We start from the raw sequence: 20459 nt of genomic DNA, 5'->3' as shown, positions 1-20459 counted from the left end.
ACTTTTTCTTTATAAATCAATGATTCTGCACGACTACCTTGAAAGTAACTTTTGCTTCATTTCATCCGACAATTTCTTTGGAGCTTTCTTCTGAGTATCAATATAAACCAGCCTGCCCCTTGCTGTCATAACAACTTCTTCTTTTTTTACAACTTTATAATGAATATCAAAAGAGGTAGTGCCAACAGATGCTGTTTTAACATAAACTTGAATATCGTCTCCAAAATAAAGCTCCTTCAGGTAATTACACTGTAAATCAGCGACAATTACTCCGTCAGTCTGCCGCATATCCTTTGATAAAAATCCTAAGTTGTTTAAATAGGCGATACGTGCTTCTTCAAAATAAATAAATGGGGAAACATTATTTACATGACCATACATATCTGTTTCAGAAAATCGGACAGATACCGGCACATAAAAAGAAAAACCTTCTTCCCAGGTTGTAAAATCTTCAATATAAGAGATACGGCTCATACATAATTACCTCCCTTGTATATATTTTATACACGTCGTCCACCGATATTTCAAAGCGCTTTCATTGCTTGTTTAAGAAAAACCCTGACCAGATGAATGGCTAGGGTTTTCTATTGTTGTTAATCTTTATTTTGTATTAAAGTGCTGTGTCACTTCCAAAGAAGTTTTTGAAAGCCTGGATGTTTGTAGCGCGGTTCATTGCTGCGATAGAAGTTGTCAAAGGGATACCTTTTGGACAAACCTGTACACAGTTTTGAGAGTTCCCACAGCCGTCAATTCCTCCAGCTTCCATTAAACCGTTTAGACGCTCACTGGCATTCATTTCTCCAGTTGGATGAGCGTTAAATAAACGTGCCTGCGAAATAGCAGCAGGGCCAATGAAATTCGAGCTGTCATTTACATTCGGACAAGCTTCCAGGCAAACGCCGCATGTCATACATTTAGATAATTCATATGCCCATTGACGTTTATTCTCCGGCATTCTTGGCCCAGGTCCTAAATCGTACGTTCCATCAATCGGAATCCATGCTTTCACCTGTTTTAATGCATCAAACATGCGTTCACGGTCTACGATAAGATCACGGACAATCGGGAATGTAGACATTGGCTCTAAACGGATTGGCTGCTCCAGCTGATCAACCAATGCTGCACAGGACTGTCTTGCCGTTCCATTAATAACCATGGAGCAGGCGCCACAAACCTCCTCTAAGCAGTTCATATCCCACATGACCGGGGTAGTTTGCTCTCCTTTACTATTTACAGGATTTTTTCGGATTTCCATTAAAGCAGAAATAACATTCATATTCTGCCTGTAAGGAATCTCAAATGTTTCCTCATAAGGAGCAGCATCCGGGCCGTCTTGTCTAGTTATTATAAAGGTAACTTTACTTTGTTCAGCCATTTCATTTACTCCTTTCTAATGTTTGGTTGTATAATCTCGTTTTCGAGGTGGAATCAGGGAAACATCCACTTCTTCATAGCTAAATACCGGCTCATTATTTTGGGCATCATATTCAGCAATGGTTGTTTTCAGCCAGTCCTCATCATTACGCTCTGGAAACTCTGGTTTATAATGTGCTCCTCGGCTTTCATTACGATTGTATGCACCAATTGTAATCACACGCGCTAATTGAAGCATATGCTTTAATTGACGGGTAAACATAACTCCCTGATTGCTCCAGCGGGATGTATCATTAATATTGATATTTTCCCAGCGTTCCATCAATTCAACAATTTTCTTATCTGTTTTTAACAGTTTTTCATTTTCACGAACAACTGTTACGTTATCTGTCATCCATTCTCCAAGTTCTTTATGGATTTGATATGCATTTTCAGTTCCCTGCATATTCATAAGCTTATCAAAATCATTCTGTTCTGCTTCTTCACGAGATTGATAGAGTTCATCTGGAAGCTCCTCCACATGTTCATCCAAACCTTCAATATATTCAATAGCATTAGGTCCGGCCACCATACCGCCATAGATTGCAGATAACAAAGAATTCGCGCCTAAACGATTTCCACCATGCTGAGAATAGTCACATTCGCCAGCAGCAAAAATTCCAGGGATACTTGTCATCTGTTTTTCATCAACCCATAAACCGCCCATAGAATAGTGAACAGCAGGGAATATTTTCATTGGAACCTTACGAGGATCCTCCCCGACAAATTTCTCATAAATCTCAATAATACCTCCAAGCTTAATATCCAGCTCTTTCGCATCTTTATGAGATAAATCAAGATAAACCATGTTTTCTCCATTGATACCCAGTTTTTGATTTACACAGACATCAAAAATTTCACGGGTTGCGATATCCCGTGGCACAAGATTTCCATATGCCGGATATTTCTCTTCTAAAAAGTACCAAGGCTCTCCATCTTTATACGTCCAGACACGCCCGCCTTCCCCACGCGCTGATTCACTCATTAACCGCAGTTTATCATCTCCGGGAATAGCTGTCGGATGAATTTGAATAAATTCTCCATTTGCATATTTTGCCCCCTGCAAATAGAGCTTACTTGCTGCAGAACCTGTATTAATCATAGAGTTGGTAGATTTACCAAAGATGATTCCAGGTCCTCCTGTCGCAAAAATTGTTGCATCTGAACGAAATGCTTTAATTTCATGTGTTTTTACATTTTGAGCCACAATCCCTTTACCAACACCGTTATCGTCAATAACAGCTTCAAGGAATTCCCAGCCCTCAAACTTAGTTACAAGTCCTTCAACCTCATAGCGGCGGACCTGCTCATCTAATGCATATAATAATTGCTGCCCTGTTGTCGCTCCTGCATATGCAGTACGGTGCATCTGAGTACCGCCAAAACGTCGGAAATCTAATAATCCTTCCGGTGTACGGTTAAACATAACTCCCATACGGTCAAACATATGTATAATACCGGGTGCAGCATCACACATTGCTTTTACCTGCGGTTGATTGGCGAGAAAATCTCCCCCATAAACTGTATCGTCAAAATGCAGATCAGGAGAATCTCCTTCTCCTTTTGTATTAACAGCTCCATTTATACCGCCTTGTGCACATACAGAGTGAGAGCGTTTTACTGGAACAATAGAAAATAAGTCTACACTGACGCCTGCTTCAGCAGCTTTGATGGTAGCCATTAAACCGGCTAAACCGCCGCCGACAACAGCAACTTTTCGATTACTCATTCGTTAGCTCACTCCTTCTTTCATTTCATTACCTTTTAAATACCATATGCGAATGCAAGTAATGATCTTATACCTAAATAACCGACTGCTAAGAATACAATCAGACACACATACGTGGAAATGCGCTGTGATTTTGGTGTTTGTGTAATTCCCCATGTTACCAGGAAGCTCCATAATCCATTTGCGAAATGGAATACAGCCGAAAGTACTCCGACCACATAGAACCAAAACATCGGTGTGCTGGACAGAATGCCTTCCATAAGGCTATAGTTTACATCTACATTTCCTAAACCAACCTGAACTCTTGTTTCAAATACGTGCCATGCAATGAAGATAACAAGTACAATACCAGTAAACCGCTGTAATGCGAACATCCAGTTACGGAAAAAACCATAACGGCGTGTGCTGTATCTAGATGTAAAAACAATATAAACACCCAGAATTGCATGGAACAAGATAGGTAGATAGATTACCAGTGTCTCCAATACCAATACAAATGGTAATTGATGCATAATACCAGCTGCCGCATTAAACGCTTCTTCCCCATACACAGCAAGATGATTGATGAAAAGATGTTGTACCAGGAAAATACCAATCGGCACAACTCCCAGTAGCGAATGTAGTCTTCTAAAGAAGAACTCGCGCTGCTCTGCCATGTTTACCCCCCTTTAAAACTTAATACCTTAATATATGTATACTATAAAAAATAAAGCGCTTTACAAGAAAGCAAAAAAATGATTTTTTACAGTACAGCCAATAACATCTATTATTGTACTTCTTACAGGGTAAAGCGTCAAGAATTCCCAACCACCTTCTTAAAGAAAGCAAAGCACTATTAATCGAAATAACATTAATAACAAAAACATAATCATGATATCGCTGCTGCTAAAGGAAAAAATACTATTTTTTATACAGGAATGAAATGAAAGATACATGATTCCTAGAAAAAGATTTAGAAAAAGCACAGGTAATGTTATTATAATAGAGGTAATTAAGTTCACTTGTGACTACAGGAGAGGATAGTCTATCAAACATCCTCAGAAAATATTAAAAATTTTAGTATCAATACTTGCTAATTAATAGACGGCAATAGATAATAACCTTAGACATTTAACATGAACGAGACGTGTAGGAAAGGATGAAAGTGGTGCCAAAGTACGACGGTAATCAAAAATTAGATGTAAATGAATTAGAAAAATTACATAGCGATGGTGCGGGATATGATATTTTACGCTATATTGGCTTACCAGAGCTGTTTGGAGAAGAAAAAGAAACACTGCTTTATTTTTTAGGAAGGAATTTAGCTCGCAAATTCGAATTTAGCAGTTTGGAAGATTTAAGTTTATTTTTTGAAAAAATGGGTTTGGGATCATTAGATCTCGTAAAAGATAAGAAGAAAGTAAAAACATTTTATCTTTTGTCCGATGCTATTGTAACTAAACTAAACTCAAAGATTGAAACCGATTTTCGATTAGAAGCTGGAATAATAGCAGAAGTGCTTCAACAATTAGAAGGTGTGGACTGTGAATGCCTTGAATCTGTACACCACCGCCTGAAGCAAATTGAGTTTACAGTTTATATACAAGATTGACATCTTTTTTAAAGTTATACTGAAAGATGCGCCTGTGGAACAGAATAACAAATTATTCAGCTTAAAAAACGATCGCGAAAATTATTCCTTTTCACGATCGTTTTTTTCTTTGTCATGTTCTTTTAAATGCCCGATAATTTCTGTGGCAATATTTTTTGGTATACCTATTTTACGCATCTCTTCTAAAGACGCATTTTTTATTTCTTCTATCGATTTAAAATGCGTTAATAGAAGTACACGGCGCTTTTCGCCAACACCGGGAATACGATCAAGTTCTGATTGAAACAATCCTTTTCCTCTTAATTGTCTGTGGAAAGTAATTGCGAAGCGATGGACCTCATCCTGTATTCGCTGTACTAAATAAAATGCCTGTGACTGACGCTGTAAAGGGATCACTTCAGGCGGATCACCATACAGCAATTCGCTTGTTTTATGACGGTCATCTTTAGCAAGACCGGCAAGTGGAATACTTAAACCAAGCTCGTTCTCTAATACATCTGTTGCTGCTGACATCTGCCCTTTTCCGCCATCTACAATAATTAAATCGGGCAAAGGAAGTTCCTCGCGCAACACTCTCGAATAACGGCGACGTATCACTTCCCGCATTGTATCATAATCATCCGGACCTTTAACATCTCTGATTTTGTATTTCCGATATTCCTTTTTATTTGGTTTTCCATCCTCGAAAACAATCATCGCTGATACAGGGTCTGCCCCCTGAATATTAGAATTATCAAACGCTTCAATCCGATGTGGAATCTCTATATTTAAGTATTTGCCTAAATCCTCTACCGCTTGAAATGTTCTTTCTTCATCACGCTCAATTAATTGGAATTTTTCATTCAAAGCAATTTTTGCATTTTCACAAGCTAATTCTACCATTTCTTTTTTGCGCCCGCGAAGCGGTGTATGAACATTTATTTCTAATAATTTTTCCAGTATTTCATCATCGATACCGATTGGAACAAGTACCTGCTTTGGTTTTAAATGATTTTCATGTAAGTAAAATCTTGCGATAAAGCTAATTATCGTTTCTGCTGCATCATCGTAAAACGGAAATACACTGACATCACGTTCAATTAATTTTCCTTGCCGAATAAAAAAGACCTGTACACACATCCAGCCCTTATCATAACTGTATCCAAAAACATCTCTGTTTATCAGATCGTTTGCAGTCATTTTTTGCTGCTCCATGGTCGCATCAATGTATTGAATCGTATCTCTAAGTTCTTTTGCTCTTTCAAAATTTAATACTTCGCTTGCTTCTGTCATTTCTTTTGTCAAACGGTTACGAATATCTTTAAATCCGCCATGTAAAAAGGAAGTTATCTCTTGGACGATTTCTTGATAAACCTCTTTAGGAGGCGGATTTTTACCGCAGGCTAAGCATTGTCCCATATGATAATAAAGACATGGTCTCCCAGGAGGGTTATTACACTTCCTAAGCGGATATATCCGGTCAAGAAGCTTTTTTGTTTCTCTTGCTGCTATAACGTTAGGGTAAGGACCAAAATATTTCCCTTTGTCTTTTTTTAGCTGTCTTGTGACAATTAACCGCGGATGCCGTTCTGATGTAATTTTTAAATATGGATATGATTTATCATCCTTCAGCATTACATTATATTTAGGATCATATTTTTTTATTAAATTCATTTCTAAAATAAGAGCTTCTATTTCTGAGGATGTAACCATATATTCAAAATCGGCAATCTCTTGTACTAAACGCTGTGTTTTCCGGTCATTTGCTCCACGAAAATAGGAGCGTACACGATTTCTAAGTTTTTTAGATTTCCCTACATAAATAATCGTTCCATGCCTGTCCTTCATCAGATAACAGCCGGGCTGCATTGGAAGAATAGACAGTTTTTTTTCAATTGCTTCATTATTCATATATTACCAGCCCTTTATGCATCAGAAAATCCCTTCTCATCTGTTTGATGACAAAGGGATTCTCTTTTTTCTAATAAATAACAAAAGATTTTGTTCTGCCATCATATTTTATTATGACAGCAAAACGAAGACTTTACTATATTAGGCATGTTTATTAATTAAATCAGTTAATGCCTCTTTAGGTTGGAAACCAATAACTTGGTCTACAACTTCACCGTCTTTAAATAAAAGAAGTGTCGGGATACTCATCACACCAAATTTCCCTGCTGTTTCCTGGTTTTCATCAACATCTAATTTGACGATTTGTACTTTTTCTTCCATTTCTCCATCAATTTCTTCTAGAACAGGAGCAATCATTTTACAAGGTCCGCACCATGGTGCCCAAAAATCTGCAAGAACAAGACCTTCTGCTGTCTCTTCCGTAAAGTTTTGGTCCGTTACATTTTTAATTGCCATTATTTTACCTCCTTAAAACATCATACAGCTTATAATAAGCTTAGTATGAGTATATCACCGTATAAGTATACTTCCTAATAGTTTGCTCGACATATATATATAATAAGCTTTAAAAGGCCTGTGGTGCGTTACTTTTCACAGGCCTTTATCCATTCTTGAACTGAAATAGCAATGTCCAGCTAATTATGCTTTTACTTTTTTAATTTCTTCAATAAGCAGCGGAATCACTTCAAATAAATCGCCTACAATACCATAATCAGCAACATTAAAGATATTTGATTCAGGGTCTTTATTAATAGCAACAATTACTTTTGAGTTAGACATTCCTGCTAAATGCTGAATAGCACCAGAAATACCTACAGCAATATATAAATCAGGGGTCACTACTTTTCCAGTCTGCCCAATTTGCAGCGCATAATCACAATAGTCTGCATCACAAGCTCCGCGGGAAGCCCCCACAGCGCCGCCCAGCACTTCCGCAAGCTCATACAGCGGCTTAAATCCGTCTGCACTTTTTACTCCGCGTCCGCCTGCTACTATCACGTTTGCTTCTGAAAGATCCACACCTTCAGATGCTTTACGTACAACTTCTTTAACAATCGTACGTAAATCTTTAATATCTACATCCTTGGCTGTTACATCACCGGACCTTGATGTATCCTTTTCAAGTGCAGGTATATTATTGGGCCGGATAGTTACAAATGTGAAATCATCTTCAAATGCTTTTTTCTCAAATGCTTTTCCAGAATAAATTGGCCGGATATAAACTGCATCGTCTCCATCTTTTTCAATGTCTACAACATCTGAGATTAGTCCTGCAGATAAGCGGCTAGCAATTTTTGGTGTTAAATCCTTTCCAATTGAAGTGTGCCCCATAACAATCCCGTTTGGAGATAACTCATCAATAATCTCTAAAATTGCCTGTCCATATCCTTCTGATGTATATTCTTTCAAATTTTCGTGTGTGACAGTTATGACACTATCAGCTCCATGAGCAATAAATTCTTCACCTGCGCTTGTCAAATCATTGTCACTGAGCAGCACTCCTACGATTTCAGCATCAGCACTAATTTGTTTTGCTGCTGCAATTGCCTCGAAGGAAACATTTCTTATATCATTATCTCTTACTTCACCAATCACTAGTAACTTGTCACTCATTGTTATTATCCCCTTTCACTATCAGCTGCATTAAATTACGTGTTCAAAAAGTTCGATGAAAAGGACCAAGAAGTTCAAGGCGACGAGCTTTTTCCAAACGGAGCGTATGTTTTTAAATACGTGAGTAACGCTTTTGGTGGGACGAGTAATCGCAGTCCCATTGGAAAAAATCGTCAACGTAGAAATTCGCAGTGTCATTTTTATTGGACTTTTTGAACATCCTGTTAAAGTACTTTTTTGTCATTTTTCAACAAGGACACAAGCTCCTTCACCTGATCCGCTATTTCTCCTTCTAACACCTTACCGGCTTCTTTTTCCGGCGGCAGATAAATATCAATTGTTTTTGTTTTAGCTTCCACATCATCTTCGTCCAGGTCTAAATCGTCAATTTCCAATTCTTCAAGTGGTTTTTTCTTCGCTTTCATAATTCCCGGCAAAGACGGATAGCGTGGATCATTTAAACCCTGCTGGCACGTAACTAATAAAGGCAGACTTGTTTCAATAACCTCCACGTCACCCTCTACATCCTTTTCAATCGATACTGCAGCGCCATCTATGGACAAACTGGTTATGGTTGTAACATAAGGTATGCCCAAAAGCTCTGCAAGTCTTGGGCCAACCTGACCGCTTGCTTCATCAATAGCAACATTTCCCGCTAAAATTAAATCAGCATCCTTACCTTCAAAATAAGCCTCTAAAATTTTCGCAGTAGTAAATTGGTCTCCATCTTCTAGATCTTCGTCTGTATTAATAAGAACGGCTTTGTCTGCTCCCATCGCAAGTGCTGTTCGGAGCTGTTTTTCAGAATCTTCGTCTCCAATAGTAACTACAGTTATTTCACCGTCATGGGCGTCTCTTTGTACAATTGCTTCTTCTATTGCATATTCATCGTAAGGATTAATGATAAATTCTGCACCATCATCTTCAATTCTGCCACCTTGAACAGTAATTTTTTCTTCTGTATCAAATGTTTTCTTTAATAATACATAAATATTCATTCTTTTTTCCTCCTAACAAACTAGAATCTATTTATCTTGAAAATTAGCTGCTCTTTTTTCTATAAAAGCGCTTACACCTTCTTTAGCATCATCAGAGCCAAAAATCTCACCAAACAAACTGGCTTCCTTTTTAACTCCTTCTTTAAATTGGCTCGTATTTGCATACGGAATCAGCTTCATAATCCGGTTAATTCCCGGCTTGCTTTTTGCAGCAATCTTTCCGGCTAATTTACGAACCGCTTCTTCAAGCTCTCCTTCTTCAAATGTCCGGTTAACCAATCCCCACTCCTCAGCCTGCTTTCCGGAAATGGGTTCTCCAGTTAAAATCATTTCGTATGCTCTCGCATTTCCTACATAACGCGGTAACCGCTGCGTTCCTGCAAATCCAGGAATAATCCCTAAATTCATTTCTGGGAGACCTATTTTTGCATTAGCTGTTGCATACCTTATATGACAAGCCATAGCAAGTTCCAGTCCTCCACCTAACGCGGCCCCATGTATAGATGCAATGACCGGAAGCGGAAAATGCTCTATCTTGCTAAAAATATCCTGGCCATTCTTTGCTAAAGTTTCATACTCAGACGCTTCTTGAAGAGAGGTGAATTCTTTAATATCTGCCCCTGCTGAGAAAAACTTGCCTTCCCCCTGCAAGACTATCACTTTCGCTTCATCACCTTTTTCAATCTGTGTTAACAGCTCATCCAGCTTCGCAATAATTTTTGAAGATAACGCATTTGCAGGAGGGCTTTTAATCGTTAAATAAGCAACCTTCTCTGCAGTTTTTAAATCAATAATGGACAAGACTACCACTCCTTTTTTGTTTTAACCGCTTATTTAGAAGCTAAAGCACTGGCCAGCATTCTGTGGATTTCTGGTACCATGTCAACAAGAGTATATTTCTGTTCCTTCATAACCCAATTTGTCACAATCTCATCTAGCGTTCCGAAGATCATTTGCCTTACTAAAGGCATATTAAGATCTTCTTTAAATTGATGCTGATCGATTCCTTTTTGGATAATACCATCAATCACTTTTAAATAAGGCTTCAGAACTTGATTAATTTGCAGTCTTAGAGAAATGTTTGATTGCCTCAACTCCAGCTGTGTTACGATTGCTAAATAATAATCAGAAGACAACTGCCTGAAATGCATTTCAATCAATGTATATAATTGATCTGAAGCGGACTCACTGCCTTCAATCGCTTTAGCTATCCGTTCAATAAATTCTCCCATTTTTTCTTCAAATAGTGATACAAGAATATGCTCCTTATTTTTAAAATATAAATAAATTGTACCGTCAGCAACATTCGCTTCCTTGGCTATTTTTGAAACTTGTGATCCGTGGTAACCATTCTCAGCAATTACTTTCACAGCAGCTTCAATAATTTGGTGATATTTTGGCTTTTGGTTATTCATAATTTTCTCCTTGATTGTATATTAAAAAATGAGTGAATAGTCATTCATATTTTTAATATACAATCCTTGCAGTTTAATGTCAATGAAAAACTAGTTTATCTTATCAGATTTTAAAACATCCTCTAAAAAGAAAAAAAGAGCACGAGGCTCAAACAGATGGTGCTTCTTGTTTCTGTTTCTCTTCGTCTACCAGTTTTCTTCTTAAGATTTTTCCAACTGCTGTTTTCGGTAACTCATCACGAAATTCATAAATTCTTGGTACTTTATAGCTTGCCAGATGTTCTCTTGCATACTCATTTAATTCTTCTTCCGTTAAGCTTGTGCCCTCTTTCAGGACGATATATGCCTTTACAGTCTCACCTCTGTATGCATCTGGTATTCCTGCCACTACAGTTTCCTGAATAGCCTCATGTTCATATAATACTTCTTCAATTTCCCTTGGATAGATATTAAAGCCACCGGCGATAATCATATCCTTCTTCCTATCGACTACATAAAAATAGCCTCTTTCATCCACATAACCCAGATCACCGGTTAACAGCCAGCCATCCTTTAAGCTATTTGCTGTCTCATCTTCATTATTCCAGTATCCTTTCATGATTTGCGGACCTTTCACAGCAATTTCTCCTATTTCTCCCATTGGAAGCTCTTCTAAGCCGTCACTACTCATTTGAACAATTTTTGCATCCGTATCCGGCCATGGAACACCGATACTGCCATTAATACGTTCCGCATATACAAAATTTGCATGTGTTACAGGAGATGATTCAGTCAACCCATATCCTTCTACCAGCTTTCCTCCGGTAATTCTTTCAAAACGTTCCTGGATTTCAATAGGTAAAGGAGCTGAACCACTAATACATGCTTCGATAGAGGATAAATCATATTTCTCTATATCAGGGTGGTTTAAGAGACCGATATAGATAGTTGGAGCACCTGGAAAAAGATTTGGTTTTTGTTTATCAATTACCTTTAATAAATCACCTGCATCAAATTTTGGTATAAGAATAATTTTTGCTGCTTTTTTAATCGCAAAATTCATGACTGCTGTCATCCCATATACGTGAAAGAATGGAAGAATACCAACAACTGAATCTTGTTTGTCTTTTTTTGCACTTCCAGAAAGCCAGGTTTCACACATCTGTACGTTTGAGCTCAAATTATAATGAGTCAGCATAACTCCCTTTGGGTTCCCTGTTGTTCCGCCGGTATATTGCAGGAGAGCTAGATCTTCCATAGGATCAATGGATGATTCTAAATAGTCAGCAACGGATTGTTCCATTATTTTCTTCCATACATGTGTATCATTACCAGGTTCCACTTTGACAACCATATTATATTCCCGTTTCTGTATAAAAGGATAGATCACGTTTTTGGGAAATGGAAGATAGTCCTTGATACCTGTTACAATGACATGCTCTAATGGAGTATGATTACGAACACTATTCACACGTGGAAATAATATATCTAAACAAATAATTGCTCTGGCCTGTGAATCATTCATTTGAAAGATTAGTTCTCTTTCTTTATAAAGCGGGTTCGTGGGAACAGCGATAGCTCCTGCCATTAAAATACCATAGTAACTGATTACAGCCTGAGGTGTATTCGGTAAAAAAATAGCAACCCTGTCTCCTTTTCGAATACCAATAGATTGCAGGTAATTTGCTATTTTTTTCGATTCTTCATAAAGCTCTTTATATGTTATTTCTTTCCCCATAAAATAAAGCGCTTTCTTTTCTCCGTACTGATGAGCGGCATCGATTAAATATTGATACAGAGGACACTTATCATACTCCATTGTTAACGGTATATCTTCGGGATAACGATCATGCCAAAGTCTTTTCTCCACCATTAAATCACTCCTCCTTTAGTATAGTATATACCTATTATAACGATTAATTTCTATTTTTGAAAATATTATCTAAATTTTAGAGAAATAAGTAGATAATTCCTACCACGAAAAAAATGATTCCTACTGCCATTAATATCTTTGCTAAACGTTCAAATACCAAAATTTCCACTCCTAACCTACTATACTGGCTCCAATAACATAAGCTAACCCTACTGAAATAACCATAGAGATAAACCCGACAGCCTTATTGCCATTACCAATTTCTTCATCAACTTTCATAAATGGGGTTAAAAATTCAAAGAACAGATACCCGGCTATTAATAAGATAAAACCAAATACGCCCCAGCCCATAGAAACTAATAATCGATCATTATGTTCAATAGAAAATCTGAAAATCATTGCTATACCAAATAGTTTACCGCCTGTAGCCATAGCAACGGCTATGTTTCCATTTTTAATTTCCTCCCAGTTTTTATAGGAAGTCACCAGCTCAAATATTGCTAAAAATAGTAGTGTTGATAAGATAAACACACTATATCTTGCTGCCGTTATTACTAAAATATTTTCCCAAAAGCCTTCCATTTTCTTCGCTCCTTCATTGGGAAAAAAGGGATCAATTGTAATGGTATGCTATCCATTCTCAATAATATATTGATTAATCCCTTTTTTCAACGTCCATTAACATTTAAATAAATTACCTCTTATTCAAAACGAATTATCGTAACACCGCTTCCGCCTTCTCCAGCTTCACCTGACCTGGAGCCTTTAATATGCGGATGCCGCTTAACGAATTCCTGAACCCCTTTTCGTAATGCGCCGGTTCCTTTGCCATGAATAATTGATGCCTGAGCATATCCAGCCAGTAATACATCGTCAACATACTTTTCCAGTTTGTGTATTGCGTCCTCATAACGCTCGCCGCGCAGGTCTAATTCTGTTTTTACGTGCTGATTACTCCCTCTTACAGTAGCCACTGGTTCCGCCTGTTTCTTTTTCTTCTTCTTAACAAGCTCTAAATCAGATCTTTTCACCTTTACCTTCATAATGCCGACCTGTACCATGTATTCCTTATCATTAACTTTACTGACAACCTCGCCAAGCTGATTCACCGTAAGAAGTTTAATTTCATCTCCTGGCTTTAACTCGCTCTCTTCCTGCTTCTTTTCAAGAGATACAGCTGGTTTTTCTTTGCTCAGGTTGGGCATTGCTTCATCAAGCATTTTTCTGGCTTCTATCCATTCATGCTCTTTCATTCCGGATTGGTTTTTCATATTCCGCATCATCTGAACAATTTCTTCTGCTTCTTGACGCGCTTTAAGCAATGCTTTTTCTGCTTTTTCCTCTGTTCTTTCATAAATTTGTTGTTTGCGATCTTCCCACCTGCTCATTGCTTTCTTCAGTTCAGCATGAAGTTTTTCGCTCTCTTCAAGGAGCTCATGGGCTTTTTCATAATCTCTTTCAGCCTCTGTATGGGATTGTTCTAAAGAAGCAATCATATTTTCCACCTGATGTGAATCTACTCCAATCAGCTGCTTGGCATGATTAATCATTGTCTCATCAAGGCCGAGCCGTTTTGAAATCTCAAATGCATTACTGCGCCCCGGAACTCCTATTAGTAATCGATAGGTAGGTCTTAAGGTTTCTATATTAAACTCAACGGAAGCATTGACAACTTGTTTCCGGTTGAATCCATAAGCTTTTAACTCCGGGTAGTGCGTTGTAGCAATGACACTTGCATTCTTTGAAAGAACTTCATCAAGAATGGACATCGCTAAAGCAGCCCCTTCTTGAGGATCTGTACCTGAACCCAATTCATCAAATAAAACAAGTGACTGATCTGTTACATGTTTCATAATTTCTACAATATTAGTCATATGTGATGAAAAAGTACTTAAGTTCTGTTCAATGGACTGTTCATCACCAATATCAGCAAAAACCTCATCAAATACCGGCATTTCACAGCCATCCAGCGCCGGCACCTGCAACCCTGATTGAGCCATCAATGTACAGAGACCAATCATTTTTAATGTTACTGTTTTTCCGCCTGTGTTTGGTCCAGTAATAACAATAGCCTGGAAGTCTTCTCCCATTTCAATATCATTAGCAACAACCTGATCTTCCGGGATATATGGATGTCTTGCCTGTTGCATCTTTATATAACCATTTATATTCATCTTAGGCCTTACAGCATGCATTTTTTGTGCAAGTTTTCCCCGGGCACTTATAAAATCAATTTGCGAAAGCCAGTATACATTATTCAAAAGCTCCTGTTCATAGGAAGCAATATGGCCGCTCAGCTCTTTTAAAATACGGTCTATTTCCTGCTTTTCTTTAGAAAATAAATCCTGTAATTTATTATTCATATCTACGATTGCTTTAGGCTCCATAAATAACGTCTGTCCCGATGATGACTGATCATGAACAATACCGCCAATAGCACCGCGATACTCTTGTTTTACCGGTAAAACATAACGGTCATTCCGAATGGTGATAATAGCATCTGAAAGCATTTTGCTGTTAGAGCGTGTATAACTTTCCAGCTTGCTCCGCACACTGCTCTCGTAAGTGCGAATGGAGCTGCGGATGGAACGCAAAACTGAAGAAGCTCCGTCCATAATATGACCATGATCATCAATACAGCTATTAATATGCTGCTCTAAATCACGAATTGCAATAATATTTGATGCAGCAGATTGAAGAATTGGTATTTCTAAATCCTCCACCTGCTCCAAAAAGCTTTTTGCTTGCCGGCCGCCATACAAAGTATCACCAATGCGCAAAACCTCATCTGCAGCCAAAATACTGCCTATTGCACTTCGCTTCACGCTGGGACGTATATCCGATATACCCCCTAAAGGAATCACCTTATTCAGCCGGAAAATTTGTACTGCTTCATCTGTCTGTGCTTGTAATTCCTCCACTTCTTCCAGCGAGGAATTAGGGCGTATCTTAGATGCTAAATCCTTTCCGATAGAGGTTTCAGCTTGATCACACACCATTTCAGCAAGGCGATGAAATTCTAGCGTTTTTAACACGCGTTCATTCATTTTAAAACCCTCTTTTATTAAAAATTATTTTTATATTAGTAAGATAAGTTTGTTGCTATTTTGTTTCCTTATTATATTTATATAATTAATTTCACCCATAAATTTTAGTGGTAGCCCATTAAAAGAAAATACAATTTCATTTATAAAATTTTCATTTTCCCCGGTTAAAAAATGTGATTAGTTCTTCTTTTGACCATGTGTTGATAACAGTAGATGGTTTAATCCATCCTTTGCGGGCCGTTGCTACGCCATATTTCATATGCTCAAGCATTTGATAATTATGTGCGTCAGTATCAATAACCAGTTTAACGCCTGCTTCCTGTGCTTTTTTAGCCCATTCGTGGGATAAATCCAAACGATTTGGATTAGCGTTGATTTCTAAAGCCGTATTTGTTTCTTTCGCTTTTTCAATCAACTTCTTTAAATTCACTCTATACCCATCTCTTCTGCCAATAAGTCTTCCTGTCGGGTGAGCAATAATGGATACGTATGGGTTTTCCAATGCATTATTTAACCTGTGCATAATATCTTCTTCTGATTGTTGAAAGCTGGAATGAATCGCACCAATAACAAAATCCATTTCTTTTAGAAAATCATCATCAAAATCCAGGCTTCCATCCGGCAAAATATCCATTTCCACACCGGAAAATATCTGGAAATCCGGATATTTTTCATTTAAAGCATTAATTTCTTCCCGCTGCTTCCGAAGCCGTTCTTCATTTAATCCGTTCGCTACCCGCAAATATTTAGAGTGATCTGTTATTGCCATATAGGAATAACCCATACTCTTCACTTTTTCAACCATTTCGTCCAAAGATTGCGCGCCGTCACTCCAGGTGGTGTGCATATGCAAATCTCCCTGAATATCAGAAAGCTGGATTAATTCCTGTTTATCTTTAAATATTTCTACTTCTCCCGTATTTTCACGAACCTCCGGAGGAATAAAGTGCAAACCGAAATGTTTGAAAAAAGATTCTTCAGTTTCAAATTGAAGTGTCTCCCCTGTTTCTTCTATCTCCACACCATATTCACTGATTTTTTCACCACGTGATTTTGCTAATTGCCGCATGGCCACATTATGGTCCTTTGAGCCAGTAAAATGGTGTAGAGTGGAAGCAAACTCCCCATCAGAAACCAGACGAAAATCAACATTAATATCATAAACCTCTTCCAAAGTGATAGATACCTTTGTATCTCCTTTAGCGATAACATTTTTGATGGAAGGAAATTTTATTAACGCTTCTTTTACTTCCTCTGCGTTGTCACTAGCAATGATAAAATCAAGATCTTTAACTGTCTCACGCATACGCCGGATGCTTCCCGCCTGAGAATAGCGGATAATACCAGTGATATCATTTAAGTAAGCTTCCACCTTTTCTGCGATCGGAAGCATAATTGCTACAGGAATTCGTTCTGGTCTCTTGCCAGCTTCCTCTATCGCTGTAACAATTTTCTCCACAGATTTTTTGCCAAATCCGGGTAAAGCCTCCACCTTTCCGGACAGACAAGCTTCTTTTAAAGTGTCAGCGTCCACCACGCCTAATTCTTGATAAAGCTTAGACAGTTTCTTTCCTCCAAGTCCAGGTAAGTCCAATAAGGGGACAAGCCCAGCAGGAACCTCTTTCTCCAATTGTTCCAGTGTTTCCGAATGACCTGCTTCAATAAATTCTGTAATTACTGCAGCAGTTCCTTTTCCAATGCCTTTCATCTTAGTAAAGTCATCTATTTCACTCAAGCTGCGGTCATCTGTCTCAATAGCCTGCGCAGCCTTTCGATAAGCACTTATTTTAAAAGGGTTTTCCCCCTTCAGCTCCATATAAACTGCTATTTTCTCCAGCAAACGAATAATATCTTTTTTATTCATATACTTTCCCCTATTCTGTCACCATTTACATAAACAAAACTTCCTTTTGTGGATTTTTCTTTATACACGGAAGGTTTGATAAGTTAATAAGGAGATGAAATACTTGTTTTCCCAATTTGTTTAAACATATTTCTTCAATCTGCCACATTGGAAATTACAGGCATTCCTATCGTAACAAAACTGACCCAAGCTAGTTTAGTCTGAGTCAGTTTTGCTTATTATCATCATGTTCATGGTCTGCTATTTTATTTAGTCAAAGATTCCGTCAAATTAAACCATAATTCAAAAATACGTTCTGAAAAATACGGTGTATGCTCAATGATCCGCATCGCCAGTGAAGATCCTTGAATCGCTTCCTGTACACCGCCAACCGGTGTTAGGGCCAGGATATATAAAATAATAAAGCTGATTAAATATAATTCAACAAAGCCAAGTGCAGCTCCTAAGATTTTGTTAACAAAGCTGATGATTGGTATCGCAGCTACAAAATCTAACATCGAAGCAATAATTTGCAAAATAAACTTCACTGCAAAGAAAATAATCGCAAAGGCGATAGCATTATAAAATGCGTTTTCTATAGGCAGGTTTTCCAAAAACGATGACCAGGCTCCTTCTCCTGAAAGGTCCGGATAAGGAATATAAAGAGAAAGTCTTTCTCCGAATGGGCGGAAGTACATTACCGCAACAATAAAAGCAATAATAAAACCTGTTAAATGAAATAACTGAAGAATAAACCCTCTTTTTAACCCCATCATTATTCCAAATAACAGAAGAATAATTAAAATTAAGTTAATCATGTTTGTTAGTCCTCTTTCTTTCGTAGTGAACCTAAAAGTGTCGCATAGTCTTCTTTTAGTTTTAAATAATCGTTCATTGTATTTACAGCTGTTAATACTGCTAAACTGGCTGTATCTAATTGTTTATTTGCATCATGGATTTCATTCATTTTTTGATCGACTAGATTTGCCACTAATTGAACATGGCGTTCTGATTCTGTACCAATAATATGGTAGGTTCGATTATATATTTCAACAGTAACGCGTTTTTTCTCATTGTCTGTCATTTTTTGCTGCCTCCTGTGCAACGATGATTCTTTTATATATTAACATGAACTTTGCTTAAAAAGAAGTATTTCAAAATCCCGCTATTTTTGCTATAGTCTTAGGTATCTAATGATTGGAGGAATGAAGCTTTGGGCCAAGAAGTATTAACATTAGCTGCACCTAAAATAAAAGAAATGAAAAAGCATTATCACGCTTACTTAGAGAAAACACCCCAGGGAGCTGTCTTCCGGGCAAAAACACCTTTTGCTGTTATCACAGCGTACCATTCCGGCAAAGTTCTTTTTCAAGGAAGCCAGCCAGAGAAGGAAAGCACCCAATGGAAGAGTAAATCTGCCATTACACAAGCAAAAAAAACAAAGCATTCCCCAAATATCGACACAGCTATTTTCCAAAAGAATCATATTGGTTCGGACGAGTCCGGTACTGGCGATTACTTTGGGCCGATTACTGTTGCTGCAGTTTTCGCAACAAAAGAGCAGCAATTCCAACTAAAACAGCTCGGAGTTGTAGACTCTAAAAATTTAAAGGACGATGTTATACAAGACATTGCGCAAGAAATCTTAAAGCTCCCTATTTCATATACAATTCTTAAATTAGGGAACGAAAAATATAATCATCTGCAAAATAAAGGATGGTCTCAAGGAAAGATGAAAGCGATGCTGCATCATCACGCTATTGATAGATTGATCAAAAAACTTAATGGATCAGCTTACGGCGGAATAGTAATTGATCAGTTTTGTGAACCTGCTGTATATAAGCGTTACCTGCAATCGGAAGCATTAAAGCTTCATGAAAATACCACCTTTATTACCAAAGCAGAGAGTCATTCTATTAATGTTGCTGCAGCTTCTATTTTAGCAAGAGCCCGGTTTGTTACTGCTATGGATAAATTATCAGAAGAAGCCGGGATAATTTTGCCAAAGGGTGCCTCCAGTAAAGTAGATAAAGTGGCAGCAAATTATATAAGAACTCACGGCGAACAGCAGCTTGGACATGTAGCGAAACTTCATTTTGCCAACACAAACAAAGCAAAGAAATACTTATAAGAATGAGGTGACATAATGAATATACCTTTAAAGAACGATTGGGAACAAGTTTTAAAGCAAGAATTTCAAAAAGACTACTATAAACACTTACGGGAATTCCTAAAAAAAGAATACAGTTCACACACAATTTATCCAGATATGTACGATATTTTTAATGCATTGCATTTTACGGATTTTCAAAAAGTAAAGGTTGTTATTTTAGGCCAGGATCCTTATCATGGCCCCCACCAGGCACATGGTCTTAGCTTTTCTGTACAACCCGGTGTTCCGGTTCCTCCTTCATTAAAAAATATGTATCAGGAGCTCGCTGCCGATGTCGATTTTAAGATTCCTTCTCATGGCTACCTGAAAGCGTGGGCAGATCAGGGAGTACTTCTGCTTAACAATGTTCTGACCGTCCGGGCACATCAGGCACATTCTCATAAAAATAAAGGCTGGGAGCAATTTACTAATCAGGTGATTTATTCTTTAAATCAGAAGGATCACCCAGTTGTGTTCTTATTATGGGGAGCAGCAGCACAGAAAAAAGTGGAATTAATTGATACGGATAAGCATTATGTTTTAAAAGCTCCGCATCCAAGTCCTTTATCAGCACATCGCGGTTTTTTTGGATGCCGTCACTTTTCAAAAACAAACGCTATTTTAAAACAGGAAAATCTTACTCCTATCGATTGGCAGCTTCCTATGAATGTGAATACGGATAATTGATTTATTGCCAGATTAAAATTGAAATATGCTTGATTTTCTTTAGGGAAAGTCTTTTATAAGCTGGGTTGTTGAAAAGATAATAAAGTCAAAAGTGTTTATGATAAAATAGTATTATTCATTATTTCCGCATACCTTGAAATTTTTTATCTTACTTTTATTTGATCAGGTGCTAACCCAAAGCAAACATAGATTATTAAGGAGATTAGCACCTGTTGATTTATAAAGGTT

19 protein-coding genes are annotated in these 20459 nt (G+C 37.7%); 3 read left to right on the top strand and 16 right to left on the bottom strand.

The window, feature by feature from the left end; genetic code table 11:
- Positions 1-33: 33 nt before the first annotated feature.
- From MKY30_RS17375 to MKY30_RS17360, 4 genes are all read right to left on the bottom strand, one after another.
- Positions 34-474, bottom strand: coding sequence for an acyl-CoA thioesterase (locus tag MKY30_RS17375; protein WP_147207942.1), 441 nt, complete (start codon positions 472-474; stop codon positions 34-36).
- Positions 475-610: 136 nt separating this feature from the next.
- Positions 611-1375 (bottom strand): succinate dehydrogenase iron-sulfur subunit, encoded by a 765-nt coding sequence (gene sdhB, locus MKY30_RS17370; RefSeq protein WP_147207943.1) that lies wholly within the window; start codon positions 1373-1375, stop codon positions 611-613.
- A gap of 15 nt (positions 1376-1390) precedes the next feature.
- Positions 1391-3142, bottom strand: coding sequence for a succinate dehydrogenase flavoprotein subunit (gene sdhA, locus MKY30_RS17365; RefSeq protein WP_339286066.1), 1752 nt, complete (start codon positions 3140-3142; stop codon positions 1391-1393).
- Positions 3143-3177: 35 nt separating this feature from the next.
- Positions 3178-3798 (bottom strand): succinate dehydrogenase cytochrome b558 subunit, encoded by a 621-nt coding sequence (locus MKY30_RS17360; protein ID WP_147207945.1) that lies wholly within the window; start codon positions 3796-3798, stop codon positions 3178-3180.
- A gap of 491 nt (positions 3799-4289) precedes the next feature.
- Between MKY30_RS17360 and MKY30_RS17355 the strand changes: the two genes are divergently transcribed.
- Positions 4290-4733 carry a DUF2507 domain-containing protein gene (locus MKY30_RS17355; RefSeq protein ID WP_339286064.1) on the top strand — a complete coding sequence of 148 codons (444 nt, stop codon included), beginning with the start codon at positions 4290-4292 and terminating at the stop codon, positions 4731-4733.
- Between the two features lie 81 nt (positions 4734-4814).
- On the opposite strand, the gene uvrC is transcribed toward MKY30_RS17355, so the two are convergent.
- The 12 genes from uvrC to zapA form a co-directional block, all read right to left on the bottom strand.
- Complete coding sequence (gene uvrC, locus MKY30_RS17350; protein WP_147207947.1) at positions 4815-6623, bottom strand: excinuclease ABC subunit UvrC; 1809 nt, start codon at positions 6621-6623, stop codon at positions 4815-4817.
- 141 nt (positions 6624-6764) lie between these two features.
- Positions 6765-7079, bottom strand: a complete 315-nt coding sequence (gene trxA, locus MKY30_RS17345; RefSeq protein ID WP_147207948.1) for a thioredoxin — start codon at positions 7077-7079, stop codon at positions 6765-6767.
- Positions 7080-7262: 183 nt separating this feature from the next.
- Positions 7263-8237 carry an electron transfer flavoprotein subunit alpha/FixB family protein gene (locus tag MKY30_RS17340; protein ID WP_147207949.1) on the bottom strand — a complete coding sequence of 325 codons (975 nt, stop codon included), beginning with the start codon at positions 8235-8237 and terminating at the stop codon, positions 7263-7265.
- 224 nt (positions 8238-8461) lie between these two features.
- Complete coding sequence (locus MKY30_RS17335; protein ID WP_339286061.1) at positions 8462-9235, bottom strand: electron transfer flavoprotein subunit beta/FixA family protein; 774 nt, start codon at positions 9233-9235, stop codon at positions 8462-8464.
- A 27-nt stretch (positions 9236-9262) separates the two neighbouring features.
- Positions 9263-10036 (bottom strand): enoyl-CoA hydratase, encoded by a 774-nt coding sequence (locus MKY30_RS17330; protein WP_147207951.1) that lies wholly within the window; start codon positions 10034-10036, stop codon positions 9263-9265.
- Between the two features lie 29 nt (positions 10037-10065).
- Positions 10066-10650, bottom strand: coding sequence for a TetR/AcrR family transcriptional regulator (locus MKY30_RS17325; RefSeq protein WP_339286058.1), 585 nt, complete (start codon positions 10648-10650; stop codon positions 10066-10068).
- A 148-nt stretch (positions 10651-10798) separates the two neighbouring features.
- Positions 10799-12502, bottom strand: a complete 1704-nt coding sequence (locus tag MKY30_RS17320) for a long-chain-fatty-acid--CoA ligase (protein ID WP_339286057.1) — start codon at positions 12500-12502, stop codon at positions 10799-10801.
- 171 nt (positions 12503-12673) lie between these two features.
- Positions 12674-13084 carry a DUF350 domain-containing protein gene (locus tag MKY30_RS17315; RefSeq protein WP_147207954.1) on the bottom strand — a complete coding sequence of 137 codons (411 nt, stop codon included), beginning with the start codon at positions 13082-13084 and terminating at the stop codon, positions 12674-12676.
- A gap of 119 nt (positions 13085-13203) precedes the next feature.
- Positions 13204-15549 (bottom strand): endonuclease MutS2, encoded by a 2346-nt coding sequence (locus tag MKY30_RS17310; RefSeq protein ID WP_156985418.1) that lies wholly within the window; start codon positions 15547-15549, stop codon positions 13204-13206.
- Positions 15550-15700: 151 nt separating this feature from the next.
- Positions 15701-17413: a DNA polymerase/3'-5' exonuclease PolX gene (gene polX / locus MKY30_RS17305; RefSeq protein WP_147207956.1), complete on the bottom strand. Its 1713-nt coding sequence runs from the start codon at positions 17411-17413 to the stop codon at positions 15701-15703.
- A 245-nt stretch (positions 17414-17658) separates the two neighbouring features.
- Positions 17659-18210, bottom strand: a complete 552-nt coding sequence (locus tag MKY30_RS17300; protein WP_147207957.1) for a CvpA family protein — start codon at positions 18208-18210, stop codon at positions 17659-17661.
- Between the two features lie 5 nt (positions 18211-18215).
- Positions 18216-18476: a cell division protein ZapA gene (gene zapA, locus MKY30_RS17295; protein WP_147207958.1), complete on the bottom strand. Its 261-nt coding sequence runs from the start codon at positions 18474-18476 to the stop codon at positions 18216-18218.
- Positions 18477-18605: 129 nt separating this feature from the next.
- On the opposite strand from zapA, the gene rnhC reads away from it, so the two are divergent.
- Both rnhC and ung read left to right on the top strand, forming a co-directional pair.
- Positions 18606-19523 (top strand): ribonuclease HIII, encoded by a 918-nt coding sequence (rnhC, locus tag MKY30_RS17290; protein ID WP_339286052.1) that lies wholly within the window; start codon positions 18606-18608, stop codon positions 19521-19523.
- Between the two features lie 15 nt (positions 19524-19538).
- Positions 19539-20231 (top strand): uracil-DNA glycosylase, encoded by a 693-nt coding sequence (ung, locus tag MKY30_RS17285; protein WP_339286051.1) that lies wholly within the window; start codon positions 19539-19541, stop codon positions 20229-20231.
- Positions 20232-20459 lie beyond the last annotated feature (228 nt).

Origin of the sequence: Oceanobacillus sp. FSL W8-0428 (assembly GCF_038004405.1) — a bacterium.
GTDB lineage: Bacteria > Bacillota > Bacilli > Bacillales > Amphibacillaceae > Oceanobacillus > Oceanobacillus sojae.
This window is presented reverse-complemented; position numbering and strand designations above follow the sequence as displayed.